Genomic DNA, 11,675 nt, shown 5'->3' on the forward strand with positions numbered 1-11,675 from the left:
TGCTTCATCGGTGGTTGACGAATCGGCGAGGCTGCGACGAAACGTCAACAGACCTTCTCCCGCGCGTGGAGTAAACTGAGCGCCGTAATCATCGCCGGAGGTCCCTATGGCCAGCGAACGTCACTTCTCACCTGTTGATCGCCTGCTGCTGCAAGCCGATGCCGCACTGCGTACCTTGCTGCCCTTTAGCGGCCAGCCAAGCCGGCCATCACCGGCCATTGTGCAACCGGAAGCCGAGCTGGACGAGCACCAGGCCCAGCACGTCGCTGGCCTGATGCGGATCAACCACACTGGCGAGGTCTGTGCGCAGGCGCTGTACCAGGGCCAGGCTCTGACCGCCAAGCTGCCGCAAGTGCGCAAAGCCATGGAACACGCCGCCGATGAAGAAATCGACCATCTGGCCTGGTGCGAACAGCGCATCCGCCAACTTGGCAGCCAGCCAAGCATTCTTAACCCGCTGTTCTATGGCCTGTCCTTTGGCGTAGGCGCGGCGGCTGGTCTGATCAGCGACAAGGTCAGCCTGGGCTTTGTCGCTGCTACCGAAGATCAGGTGGTCAAGCATCTCGACGATCACCTGCAGCAGATCCCGCTGGAAGACCAGAAATCCCGCGCGATTCTCGAACAGATGCGCGTCGATGAAGAACAGCATGCCTGCAACGCCCTGGATGCCGGCGGCCTGCGCTTCCCGGCACCGGTGAAGTTCGGCATGAGCTTGCTGGCCAAGGTGATGACCAGCACTACCTACCGCGTATAGAACTGAATCGCAGGCACAGAAAAGGGTACCGAGATGCCCTTTTTCATGTCACTAGGTATCTGCAACCGCTTACTCGCCCAGTTCGATAATCTCGTAGTCGTGAGTGATTTCAACGCCGCCGCGGCCCAGCATGATCGAGGCCGAGCAGTATTTCTCGGCTGACAGCTCAACTGCACGCTTGACCTGAGCCTCCTTCAAACCACGGCCCTTGACCACGAAATGCAGGTGAATCTTGGTAAATACCTTGGGCTCTTCGGTGGCGCGCTCAGCTTCCAGAAAGACTTCACAGCTCTCTACCGCCTGGCGGGATTTTTTCAGAATGCTGACCACATCGAAGTTGCTGCAACCGCCCAAACCGATCAGCACCATCTCCATCGGGCGCACGCCCAGGTTGCGTCCACCGCTCTCCGGCGGGCCGTCCATTACCACCGCATGGCCGCTGCCCGACTCACCGATAAACAGGGCTTCGCCAGCCCACTGAATACGCGCTTTCATTACTCGGGCTCCGCTGTTAAAAAGGAAGGCAGCTTAGCACAGCACTTTTACTTGCCGACCCGCTGCCCGATGAGTAAAAAGTTCCGTGCTGAATGTTAGCCAGGTCGCAAAACCGGACCTCGCCATGGAGGCTTGGTTAAGCTGACGTCGGATTACTGGCACACTTGTACAGATAACTATTATTAGAACTTCAGCCGCACAACGGCTTACCTTTATAAATTCGGGATTCAGGCATGGTAGCTATTACCCTCACACCTAAAATAAAAAATCTCGACAAGCTTCTCGCGCATTGCCACCGCCGTCGCTACACCGCCAAGAGCACCATCATCTATGCGGGCGATCGCTGCGAAACGCTGTTTTTCATCGTCAAAGGGTCGGTCACTATCCTGATCGAAGACGATGATGGTCGTGAAATGATCATCGCTTACCTCAACTCCGGCGATTTCTTCGGGGAAATGGGTCTGTTCGAAAAGGACGGTACCGAGAAAGAACGCAGCGCCTGGGTGCGCGCCAAGACCGAGTGCGAAGTGGCGGAGCTGAGCTACGCCAAATTCCGCGAGCTCACCCAACAGGACCCGGACATCCTCTACGCTTTGGGCAGCCAGATGGCCGAGCGCCTGCGTAACACCACGCGCAAGGTTGGTGATTTGGCCTTCCTTGATGTCACCGGTCGTGTTGCCCGCACTCTGCTCGACCTGTGCAAACAACCTGACGCCATGACCCACCCGGACGGCATGCAGATCAAGATCACCCGCCAGGAAATCGGCCGTATTGTTGGCTGCTCCCGCGAAATGGTTGGCCGCGTGCTCAAGGCCCTGGAAGAGCAAGGCCTGGTCAACGTCAAAGGCAAGACCATGGTGGTGTTCGGCACGCGCTAAACAGCATGCTCGATATATGAAAAAGCCGACGCATGCGTCGGCTTTTTTGTGCTGCCGGTTTCAGTCCACATCAGGCGCAGCAAACACCCGCTTGCGCTCGGGGAAGAACAACCGCTCCAGCTCAGCCCCCGGATTGTCGGCGCGCATAAACGCCTCGCCAACCAAAAAGGCATACACCTCGCTGATCTCCATTAACTCGACATCGGCGCGGTTGAGAATGCCGCTCTCGGTTACCACCAGGCGATCACGGGGAATTCGCGGCAGCAGGTCGAGGGTTGTTTCCAGGTTGAGTTCAAAGGTGTGCAGGTTGCGGTTGTTGATACCCACCAGCGGCGTATCCAGGGTTTTCAGCGCACGCTCCAGCTCGTCGCCATCGTGCACTTCCACCAGCACATCGAGATCGAAAGCTTTGGCGGTGGCAGCCAGCTCAGCCATCTGCCCGTCCTCCAGCGCCGACACGATCAACAGCACGCAATCGGCACCCAAGGCGCGGGCTTCAACGATCTGATAGGGATCGATCATAAAATCCTTGCGGATCACCGGCAGCGCACAGGCTGCACGAGCTTCCTGCAGGTAGCGATCAGCGCCCTGGAAGAAATCGATATCGGTCAGCACCGATAGGCCAGTGGCCCCACCGTTCTGGTAACTCAGGGCAATCTCGGCCGGCACAAAGTTATCGCGCAGCACGCCCTTGCTCGGCGAGGCCTTCTTGATCTCGGCGATTACCGCCGGCTGCTTGCGTTTTGCCTGGGCCAGCAGAGCCTGAGCAAAGCCGCGCACCGGATCGGCGCCACGGGCTTGCTGCTCGACTTCAGCCAGGCTGACGATACTGCGGCGGGCCGCCACTTCCTCAGTCTTGCGCGCGAGGATTTTCTCCAGAACGGTTGGAATACTCACCCAGCATTCTCCTCTTTGAATACGGCGGTAAAGGACACCAACTCCTGCAGTTTTTCCCATGCCAGGCCAGTGTGCAAGGCATCGTGGGCCAGCTGCACGCCCTCTTTAAGGCTAGCAGCCAGATCCGCCGCATACAGCGCCGCGCCGGCATTCAGCACGATCATATCTGCGGCCTTCTGCCCGGCTTCTGTCTTGCGTTTGCTCAGGGCATCACGAATCAACGCCAGCGATGCCTCGGGGCTTTCCACCGCCAGACCGATCAGGCTCTGGCTCTTCAGCCCGAGGTCTTCCGGCAGCACTTCGTACTCAGTGATCTGCCCATCCTTCAGCTCTGCCACATGAGTCGCGGCAGCCAGGCTGAATTCATCCAGACCATCGCGCGAATGCACCACCAGGATATGTTGGCTGCCCAGACGCTTGAGCACCTCGGCCAGCGGCCGGCACAGCGCCTGACTGAATACGCCGACCACCTGATGCTTGACGCCTGCCGGGTTGGTCAGCGGGCCGAGCATATTGAAGATGGTGCGCAGGCCCAGCTCACGACGCGGCACCGCCGCGTACTTCATCGCCGAGTGATGCACCTGAGCGAACATAAAGCCGACGCCGACGTTCTCGATGCAACGTGCCACCTGCTCCGGCGTCAGGCTCAGGTAAATACCAGCCGCTTCGAGCAGGTCGGCACTGCCGCTCTTGCCCGACACCGCGCGGTTGCCATGCTTGGCCACCTTGCCGCCAGCCGCAGCGACAACAAAGCTCGCTGCAGTCGATACGTTGAAGATATTCGCGCCATCGCCACCGGTGCCGACCACATCGACCACGTGGTCGAGGGTCTGCAGGTGCACATGGCTGGCCAGCTCACGCATCACCGAGACCGCGCCGACGATTTCATCGATGGTCTCGCTCTTCATGCGCATGCCCATCAGAAAGGCGCCGATCTGCGCATCCGTGCATTGGCCGGTCATGATCTCGCGCATGACGCTCTGCATTTCTTCGGTCGTCAGATCGAGCTGGCTGACCACCCGATTGAGGGCTTCCTTGATATTCATCAGCGCAGGCCTCCTTGTTGTTTGAGGAAGTTGGCAAACAGCTCATGGCCCTGTTCGGTCAGAATCGACTCAGGGTGGAACTGCACGCCCTCGATATGCAGGGTCTTGTGGCGCAGGCCCATAATTTCGTCCACTTCACCGTTTTCAAACTGGGTCCAGGCGGTGATTTCCAGGCAGTCGGGCAGGGTTTCGCGCTTGACCACCAAAGAATGGTAGCGGGTTACCGTCAGCGGGTTGTTCAGGCCGGCAAATACGCTTAGGTCCTTATGGAACACCGGGCTAGTCTTGCCGTGCATCACCTGGCGCGCACGCACTACATCGCCGCCGAAGGCCTGGCCGATGCTCTGGTGGCCAAGGCACACACCGAGAATCGGCAGCTTGCCGGCAAAATGCAGGATGGCCTCGATGGACACCCCGGCTTCGGTCGGCGTGCACGGGCCGGGCGAGACCACGATACGCTCGGGCTGCAGCGCCTCAATCTCGGCAATCGACAGTTCGTCATTGCGGATCACATGCACATCGGCACCCAGTTCGCCCAGGTACTGCACCACGTTGTAGGTAAAGGAGTCGTAGTTATCGATCATTAAAAGCATGGCGGGACTCCTCAGCGCTTGGACTGGTCAGGAACGGTTTGCTCGGAGGCAGTTTGTTCGGCGAGCGCCACAGCACGGAACATGGCGCGACGCTTGTTTAGCGTTTCCTCCCACTCCAGGGCTGGCACCGAGTCGGCAACGATGCCGGCACCGGCCTGCACATGCAGCTCGCCATCTTTGATCACCGCGGTACGGATGGCGATAGCGGTGTCCATATTGCCGTTCCAGGCCAGATAACCCACGGCACCGCCGTAGACGCCACGCTTGACCGGCTCCAGCTCGTCGATAATTTCCATGGCGCGAATCTTCGGCGCACCAGACAGGGTGCCGGCCGGCAGGATGGCGCGCAGGGCGTCCATCGCCGTCAGGCCTTCCTTGAGCTGACCAGTGACGTTGGAGACGATATGCATGACGTTGGAATAACGCTCGATCACCATCTTCTCGGTGAGCTTGACGCTACCGGTGCTGGCAACCCGGCCGACATCGTTGCGGCCCAGATCAATCAGCATCAGGTGCTCGGCGACTTCCTTGGCGTCCGACAACAAATCCTCTTCCAGGGCCAGATCGGCCTCCTCGGTGGCGCCGCGCGGGCGGGTGCCGGCAATCGGCCGCACCGTGACTAAGCCATCTTCCAGACGCACCAGCACCTCCGGCGAGCTGCCGACCACATGGAAGTCGCCGAAGTTGAAGAAATACATGTAAGGCGTCGGGTTGATGCAGCGCAGCGCCCGGTACAGATCAATCGGCGCCGCCTTGAACGGGATCGACATGCGCTGGGAGATCACCACCTGCATGCAGTCGCCGGCAAGGATGTACTCCTTGATCGCCTTGACCGCATGTTCATAGTCATCGCGTTTAAAGCTGGAAATGAAATCCGGCTCGGCACCCGCCGGCGCTGCCAGATCTACACCCAGCCGCGGGGTAATTGGCTGACGCAGCTTATGCAGGATCTCCTGCAGGCGCGCCTGGCCCTGTTCCAGCGCGTCGGCCTGGGCCGGATCGGCGAGGACGATGGCGTGCATCTTGCCAGCGAGGTTGTCGAATACCACCACCGCATCGGAGACCATCAGCAGGATATCCGGGGTGCCCAGGGCATCGGGGTTAACGCCCTTGGCCAGTTTGGGCTCGACATAACGCACGCTGTCATAGCCGAAGTAGCCCACCAGGCCGCCGTTAAAGCGCGGCAAGCCCGGCAAGGTTGGCACCTTATAGCGCGCCTGGAACTGTTCGACAAAGGCCAGAGGATCTTCGCACTGGTGGCGCTCGACCTCGACACCGTCGACGCTGATCAGTACTTCATGGCCATAAGCGCGCAGCACAGTGCGGGCCGGCAGGCCGATGATGGAGTAACGCCCCCACTTCTCGCCGCCTTGGACGGATTCGAGCAGGTAGGTATTGGCCTCATCGGCCAGCTTCAGGTAGATCGACAGCGGGGTGTCGAAATCCACCAGGGTTTCGCAGGCAACAGGAATGCGGTTATAGCCGGCAGCGGCTAAACGCAGGAATTCTTCGCGGGTCATGATCAGCCTCGTGGCTTGAGGTAATTCGGTCGAGTGCAAACGCGCCGCCTAGGCGGCCAAGATCAGGTCAGGGGCGCCAGCGCCAACGGGCCAGGGCCTTGATGATTTTCATGTCGGTGCTTGCCGACCAGCGCGTGCAGGTAACCACCACGAAGCTCTCTTATTTCAGGCGGGATTGAAGTCCGGCCACACTAGCGCAGGGCCGGACCCGAATCAACCCGCAACCCCCAGCAAAATCGGGGGCTCGCCAGGGCGCAGCAAACCGCTCAGGCAATCCAGCACATGCGCAGGATTCTCCTCGGCAATCGGGCGACCGTGGTTATAGCCGTAACTCAACGCCACACAGGGCACGCCAGCAGCCTTGGCCGCCAGCACATCATTGCGCGAGTCGCCAACAAACAGCGCCTGCGCAGCATTCACTCGGGCCAGTTGCAGCACATATAGCAGCGCCGCCGGATCAGGTTTCTGCTGAGGCAAAGTGTCGCCGCCGACAATCCAGCGGAAATAACCGCCCAGGCCCTTTTCATCCAGCAAGGGCGCAACAAATCGCTCGGGCTTGTTGGTGACAATCGCCAGCTCAACCTGCTGCTCACGCAACCAATCCAGGGTGGTTTGCACGCCGGGGTAGACCTGGGTCAGGGCGTGGTTTGCAGCGTAAAACTGCATAAACAGTTCCAGCGCCTGTTCGGCCAGCCCATCATCAACATGCGTATGCTCCAGCCCGCCCGCCAGCGCACGGCGCACCAGCACCCGCGCGCCATTGCCGACCCAGTTGCGTACCTGCTCCACACCGGCAACCGGCCGCCCCAGCTCGCGCAGGGTGTTGTCGACAGCAGCGGCCAGATCCGGCACCGAATCCACCAGGGTGCCGTCCAGGTCAAACATCACCAGGCGCGGCAACTCACCCTGGAACAGCTCGCGCAGCAGACTCACCCGCGCGCCTGAGCCAGTTCGGCGCGCATGGCGTCGATCACGGCCTTGTAGTCAGGCTGATTGAAGATCGCCGAGCCGGCGACAAAAGTATCTGCACCCGCCGCGGCGATTTCGCGAATGTTCTGCACATTCACCCCACCATCGATTTCCAGACGAATCTCGCGACCGGAAGCATCGATCAGCGCGCGCGCCTCTTTGAGTTTTTCCAGGGTATGGGGGATAAATTTCTGCCCGCCGAAGCCCGGGTTGACGCTCATCAGCAGGATCATGTCGACCTTGTCCATGACGTGTTTGAGCACCTCCAACGGCGTAGCCGGGTTGAACACCAAACCGGCCTTGCAGCCTCCATCGCGAATCAGCTGCAGGGAGCGATCAATATGCTCGCTGGCCTCAGGGTGGAAGGTGATGTAGCTCGCGCCCGCCTCGATAAAGTCACCGATGATGCGATCCACCGGCTTGACCATCAGGTGCGCGTCAATCGGCGCGGTGATGCCGTATTTGCGCAGCGCCGCGCAGACCATCGGGCCGATGGTCAGGTTCGGCACATAGTGGTTGTCCATTACATCGAAGTGCACGATGTCAGCGCCGGCGGCGAGCACCTTGTCCACTTCCTCACCCAGGCGAGCGAAGTCAGCGGAAAGAATCGACGGAGCAATGGCGAAGGGTTGCATAGCGCACCTCGGTGGCATTCACGGAAGGCGCGCATTGTACCAGCCCGATCCAAGGCCTGGCGCGCATGAGCGACACCTGACAAAGCCGAGCGGAAAAGGCTAGGCTGCTGAGACCCGATGTTCGCTGGAGAGCACCATGTTTTCGCGCCCCGCCGCCCTTGTCCTGAGCCTGCTGCTATCGATCAGCCCACTACAGGCGGAAGAACAAACAGCCGCAGAAGAAGCTCCCGCCGCTACGGACGCCTCAACCGAGCCGGCGGAAGAACTACGCGCGCCCTTAGCCGAGCGCAGCGAGGTGGAAGCCACGGCCCTGGAACAGCGGCTGGAGCAAAAGGAACAGCAGCAACTGCAGGCGCGCGATGAAAGCTTTCTTGCCCTCTGGCTGCCGGCCAATGTCGGCGAACCCAGCGGCGCAGTGATCATTCTGCCGGGCGACGATGAAACTGCCGATTGGCCGCAAAGCGTTGGCCCATTGCGCAGCAAACTGCCCAATGGCGGCTGGCACAGCCTCAGCCTGACCCTGCCCGACCCTAACAGTGACGCGCCGCCACTGCGCAGCGCCGAACCACCCACTACAGCCCCGACAGAAGACGCCGCTGCCGATACCACGGCGGCACCGGCAGAGGAAAGCGCCGAGGTTAGCCCAGCCATAGATGAAGCGGCTGCAGAAACCAGCAATAGCCCGCTCGATAGCGCCGAAACCGCAGCGAGCAAAGTGAAGAACATTGAGGAGCAGCAGAAAGCCCATGCAGAGCGCGTATTGGCGCGCATCGATTCCGCCATTGGCTTTGCCGAGCAACAGCAAGCCAAGACCATCGTGCTGCTCGGCCATGGCAGTGGCGCCTACTGGGCCGCTCGCTACCTGGCCGAACGCAAGCCAGCCAAGATTCAGAATCTGCTGCTGGTCGCCGCACAATTGCCCGCCGGCTATACCCCGCCACTGGATGAGCTGATCCCGCAACTGCAGCTGGCCACTGGCGACTTCTACTACAAGGACCTCACCGCTGACCGGCAGGCCGCGCTCAAACGCTCGCAAGCCAGCAAACGGCAGAAACATCCCACCTATATACAGATAGCCATGAAGGCCCTGCCGGGCAACCGCGAAGCCGAACAGGAACAGCTCTACCGCCGCATCCGCGGCTGGTTGACGCTAAAGTTGCAGGTGAAATAGTCCATAGCAGGCCGTTGAAAAACGTTGGCGAGGCAGTCAGCGCAAGGCGCTACACCAGCAACAGCCTCCGGCCGGTCAAAACGGCGAGGAAGAGGACTGGGCTCGCACGCGAGTGTACGAGCTGTACATGAGCATCCGAGCCTGTTTTTAACGCCGCGATGGCAACGTAGGTAGTTTTTCAACAGCCTGCTAACGGAAACCGTGGCGCTGGCGAATCAAATCATAGGCCTGGTGCAACTCACGGGTACGTTCAGTCGCCTCGCGCACGCGCTCCGGCGTAGCGCCGCTTCCCGCCAACTTGTCAGGATGATGCCGACTCAATAAACGCCGATACGCCTGCTTGATCTGCGCAGACTCAGCATCGGCATTTACGTTCAACAGATTCAGGGCACGCTGATAGGCATTACTGGCCGTCGAAACCAGCGGTCCCTGCTGCGGCGCGTAGGCGTCACTCAACAGCGCCTGGGTCGCCGATGAAACCTGCAGCCACTTGCCCCAGAGCATAATCAGTTCACGCTCAGCCTGGCCGGCCTGGCCATCCACCCAAGCCATCCGCCAGCACGCGCGCAACAACGCTTCACTACGCTCGCGCTGACGACGCAGCGGCGCCCGCAAGCTGTCGTGCCCGACCTTGCCCCGAGCAAAAGCCGCTATGGCCTGGCGCTGCCCCTCGGCATCCAGCCCCAGACGCTGCATTTCTGCACGCGCCTGCTGGATATGTGCCGGTAGCACCCGGCCACCGCTCTTGGCCAACCGCCCTAACAGTACGAATAGCAGCCACTCATCACGCGACTCGGCGCGGCCGCCCAGACGCTCACGCAAGGCTGCCCAGGACTGCAGACGCAAACGCCGATCAAGCACCTGGCCCAGCAAACCACCGAGCATGGCACCCGGAATACTGGCAACCGCCAGCCCGGCAACCGCCCCTAGAAGGGTCACAGGCCAGATCATCCTAGCCGCGCGCCTCAAGCAAACGCTCGACCTGAGCCAGACGCTCATGGGTACCCACATCCACCCAGCAACCGTCAAACCGCTCGCCCGTAACCTGCCCCGTCGCCATGGCCGCGCGCAACAATGGCGCAAGCGAGAAGACGCCAGCCTGACAACCGGCGAACAACGCGGGGGATAACACGGCCATTCCGCTATAAGTCAGGCTGTCCTGCCCCGCCTGCGCATCCGTAACCTGCCCGTTCTGCAAACAGAAGTCGCCCTTGACGTGATGACCAGGATTTTCGATCAGCACCAGGTGCGCCAGGCCGGATAACGGACGGCGCAACTCAACAAAGGGGTAGTCAGTGAAGATATCGCCGTTGATCAGCACAAACGGCTGATCGCCCAGCAACGGCAACGCGTGAAAGATCCCGCCACCGGTCTCCAACGGCTCACCCTCGGCGGAATAGGCAATGCTGACGCCGAAGCGCGATCCATCACCCAGGTAATCCTCAATCTGCTGCCCCAGCCAGGCATGATTGATCACCAGCTCGGTAAACCCGGCCCCCGCCAACGCGCGCACGTGGTATTCAATCAAGGGCACGCCGGCCGCACGCACCAATGGTTTGGGGGTATGCAGGGTCAGCGGGCGCAGCCGCTCACCTTTACCGGCGGCCAGAATCATCGCCTTCATACAGGCTCCTGTCGCAGGCTACCAAGCAACTCTGCCAGTTCGGCCAGCTCCGGCCGACGCGCCAGTACCGCCTCTATATAAGAGAAGAATCGCGGCACATCACCCAGGTACTTGGGCTTGCCATCGCGATGGCAAATGCGTGCGAAGATGCCAATTACCTTGAGGTGGCGTTGCACACCCATCAAGTCGCTGGCGCGCAGAAAATCATCCAGCACCGACTGAACCGGCACACCCGCCTCACGCGCCTGCTGCCAATACTGTTCCAGCCAACTGCGCACCCGCGCCTCAGGCCAGCTGAGGAAAGCATCCTTGAACAAGCAGGTGACGTCATAGGTAACCGGGCCATAGACCGCATCCTGAAAATCCAACACGCCCGGATTCGGCTCGCTGAGCATCAGGTTGCGCGGCATATAGTCGCGATGCACCAGAACCTTTGGCTGAGCCAGGGCACTGTCGATCAACAGCTGACTGGCGCGCTGCCACATGGCCTGTTGCTGCTCGCTGAACTCGACGCCCAGATGACGCTGCACATACCACTCAGGGAAAAGCTGCAGCTCACGGCGCAACAACGCGTCATCGTAGCTGGGCAGCGGCGTGCTCATCGGCAGCTGCTGAAATGCCAGCAGCGCCTGCATGGCATCAGCAAATAACGCATCGGCATTACCGTCGTTGATCACATCCAGATAAGTCTGCCGACCTAAATCGTTGAGCAATAGAAAGCCTCGCTCAAAGTCAGCGGCAAGAATCTGCGGCACATTGAGGCGTGCCTCAGCCAGCAAATGCGCCACTTTGACGAAGGGCGCGCAGTCTTCCTGCGGCGGCGGTGCATCCATCACTATCAGGCTGCGCCCAGCGCCTTGCCAGCGAAAATAGCGACGAAAGCTGGCGTCACTGCTGGCAGAGGTAAGCGTGGCGGCGGGTACAGCACCCCAACCCTGCTCAGTGAACAGCCCAGGCAGCTGCTGATCCAGCCAGTTTTCGAGAAGTTTTAAGCGTACATCTTCATCAGGCATTACAAGGTCTCCGACGGCGCTAGCCGTTGCGCGGGTCATGCTTTATTATCCAGCATCTTTTCAAGCCCATCGAGAGGCGT

Annotated in this window: 12 protein-coding genes and 1 pseudogene; 3 read left to right on the forward strand and 10 right to left on the reverse strand. The window is 60.5% G+C overall.

Annotation, left to right across the window (positions count from 1 at the left end):
- Positions 1 to 106 precede the first annotated feature (106 nt).
- Positions 107 to 754: a 2-polyprenyl-3-methyl-6-methoxy-1,4-benzoquinone monooxygenase gene (coq7, locus tag ACQ4LH_RS15925; protein WP_430698043.1), complete on the forward strand. Its 648-nt coding sequence runs from the start codon at positions 107 to 109 to the stop codon at positions 752 to 754.
- A 69-nt stretch (positions 755 to 823) separates the two neighbouring features.
- Here the strand turns inward: coq7 and ACQ4LH_RS15930 are convergent, their stop codons facing one another.
- The gene (locus ACQ4LH_RS15930) at positions 824 to 1,249 is read right to left on the reverse strand and encodes an OsmC family protein (protein ID WP_430698044.1); all 426 of its coding nucleotides are present in this window, start codon (positions 1,247 to 1,249) and stop codon (positions 824 to 826) included.
- 233 nt (positions 1,250 to 1,482) lie between these two features.
- Between ACQ4LH_RS15930 and crp the strand changes: the two genes are divergently transcribed.
- Positions 1,483 to 2,127, forward strand: a complete 645-nt coding sequence (crp, locus tag ACQ4LH_RS15935) for a cAMP-activated global transcriptional regulator CRP (RefSeq protein ID WP_136664372.1) — start codon at positions 1,483 to 1,485, stop codon at positions 2,125 to 2,127.
- 60 nt (positions 2,128 to 2,187) lie between these two features.
- Here crp and trpC read toward each other — a convergent pair whose 3' ends face one another.
- The 6 genes and pseudogenes from trpC to rpe form a co-directional block, all read right to left on the reverse strand.
- Positions 2,188 to 3,024 carry an indole-3-glycerol phosphate synthase TrpC gene (gene trpC, locus ACQ4LH_RS15940; RefSeq protein ID WP_430698045.1) on the reverse strand — a complete coding sequence of 279 codons (837 nt, stop codon included), beginning with the start codon at positions 3,022 to 3,024 and terminating at the stop codon, positions 2,188 to 2,190.
- On the reverse strand, positions 3,021 to 4,070 hold the full coding sequence (trpD, locus tag ACQ4LH_RS15945; protein WP_430698046.1) for an anthranilate phosphoribosyltransferase: 1,050 nt from the start codon (positions 4,068 to 4,070) through the stop codon (positions 3,021 to 3,023). The genes trpC and trpD overlap by 4 nt, the downstream gene beginning before the upstream one ends.
- A complete protein-coding gene (locus ACQ4LH_RS15950) occupies positions 4,070 to 4,663 on the reverse strand; it encodes an aminodeoxychorismate/anthranilate synthase component II (RefSeq protein ID WP_430698047.1) in 594 nt (197 codons plus the stop codon). Before ACQ4LH_RS15950 ends, trpD begins: the two co-directional genes overlap by 1 nt.
- Positions 4,664 to 4,674: 11 nt before the next feature.
- A complete protein-coding gene (gene trpE / locus ACQ4LH_RS15955) occupies positions 4,675 to 6,183 on the reverse strand; it encodes an anthranilate synthase component I (protein WP_430698048.1) in 1,509 nt (502 codons plus the stop codon).
- A gap of 67 nt (positions 6,184 to 6,250) precedes the next feature.
- A pseudogene (locus ACQ4LH_RS15960) lies at positions 6,251 to 7,116 on the reverse strand (phosphoglycolate phosphatase).
- On the reverse strand, positions 7,113 to 7,787 hold the full coding sequence (gene rpe / locus ACQ4LH_RS15965) for a ribulose-phosphate 3-epimerase (RefSeq protein WP_170050369.1): 675 nt from the start codon (positions 7,785 to 7,787) through the stop codon (positions 7,113 to 7,115). Before rpe ends, ACQ4LH_RS15960 begins: the two are co-directional and overlap by 4 nt.
- A 136-nt stretch (positions 7,788 to 7,923) precedes the next feature.
- Here rpe and ACQ4LH_RS15970 point away from each other — a divergent pair, with 136 nt between their 5' ends.
- The gene (locus ACQ4LH_RS15970; RefSeq protein WP_430698049.1) at positions 7,924 to 8,958 is read left to right on the forward strand and encodes an alpha/beta hydrolase family protein; all 1,035 of its coding nucleotides are present in this window, start codon (positions 7,924 to 7,926) and stop codon (positions 8,956 to 8,958) included.
- A gap of 189 nt (positions 8,959 to 9,147) precedes the next feature.
- Here ACQ4LH_RS15970 and ACQ4LH_RS15975 read toward each other — a convergent pair whose 3' ends face one another.
- Genes ACQ4LH_RS15975 through ACQ4LH_RS15985 form a run of 3 tightly spaced genes read right to left on the reverse strand, consistent with a single transcriptional unit; the run spans position 9,148 to position 11,595 of the window.
- On the reverse strand, positions 9,148 to 9,909 hold the full coding sequence (locus tag ACQ4LH_RS15975) for a DnaJ domain-containing protein (protein ID WP_430698050.1): 762 nt from the start codon (positions 9,907 to 9,909) through the stop codon (positions 9,148 to 9,150).
- Between the two features lies 1 nt (position 9,910).
- On the reverse strand, positions 9,911 to 10,582 hold the full coding sequence (murU, locus tag ACQ4LH_RS15980; protein WP_430698052.1) for an N-acetylmuramate alpha-1-phosphate uridylyltransferase MurU: 672 nt from the start codon (positions 10,580 to 10,582) through the stop codon (positions 9,911 to 9,913).
- On the reverse strand, positions 10,579 to 11,595 hold the full coding sequence (locus ACQ4LH_RS15985; protein WP_430698053.1) for an aminoglycoside phosphotransferase family protein: 1,017 nt from the start codon (positions 11,593 to 11,595) through the stop codon (positions 10,579 to 10,581). The genes murU and ACQ4LH_RS15985 overlap by 4 nt, the downstream gene beginning before the upstream one ends.
- Positions 11,596 to 11,675 lie beyond the last annotated feature (80 nt).

It is taken from the genome of Pseudomonas peli (assembly GCF_050563605.1).
Taxonomy (GTDB): domain Bacteria; phylum Pseudomonadota; class Gammaproteobacteria; order Pseudomonadales; family Pseudomonadaceae; genus Aquipseudomonas; species Aquipseudomonas peli_A.

What these genes read in the sequence shown, in the direction of transcription:
- coq7 (WP_430698043.1), top strand. Translation starts at nt 107, where the DNA reads ATGGCCAGCGAACGTCACTTCTCACCTGTTGATCGCCTGCTGCTGCAA.
- ACQ4LH_RS15930 (WP_430698044.1), bottom strand. Translation starts at nt 1,249, where the DNA reads ATGAAAGCGCGTATTCAGTGGGCTGGCGAAGCCCTGTTTATCGGTGAG.
- crp (WP_136664372.1), top strand. Translation starts at nt 1,483, where the DNA reads ATGGTAGCTATTACCCTCACACCTAAAATAAAAAATCTCGACAAGCTT.
- trpD (WP_430698046.1), bottom strand. Translation starts at nt 4,070, where the DNA reads ATGAATATCAAGGAAGCCCTCAATCGGGTGGTCAGCCAGCTCGATCTG.
- ACQ4LH_RS15950 (WP_430698047.1), bottom strand. Translation starts at nt 4,663, where the DNA reads ATGCTTTTAATGATCGATAACTACGACTCCTTTACCTACAACGTGGTG.
- trpE (WP_430698048.1), bottom strand. Translation starts at nt 6,183, where the DNA reads ATGACCCGCGAAGAATTCCTGCGTTTAGCCGCTGCCGGCTATAACCGC.
- rpe (WP_170050369.1), bottom strand. Translation starts at nt 7,787, where the DNA reads ATGCAACCCTTCGCCATTGCTCCGTCGATTCTTTCCGCTGACTTCGCT.
- ACQ4LH_RS15970 (WP_430698049.1), top strand. Translation starts at nt 7,924, where the DNA reads ATGTTTTCGCGCCCCGCCGCCCTTGTCCTGAGCCTGCTGCTATCGATC.
- ACQ4LH_RS15975 (WP_430698050.1), bottom strand. Translation starts at nt 9,909, where the DNA reads ATGATCTGGCCTGTGACCCTTCTAGGGGCGGTTGCCGGGCTGGCGGTT.
- murU (WP_430698052.1), bottom strand. Translation starts at nt 10,582, where the DNA reads ATGAAGGCGATGATTCTGGCCGCCGGTAAAGGTGAGCGGCTGCGCCCG.
- ACQ4LH_RS15985 (WP_430698053.1), bottom strand. Translation starts at nt 11,595, where the DNA reads ATGCCTGATGAAGATGTACGCTTAAAACTTCTCGAAAACTGGCTGGAT.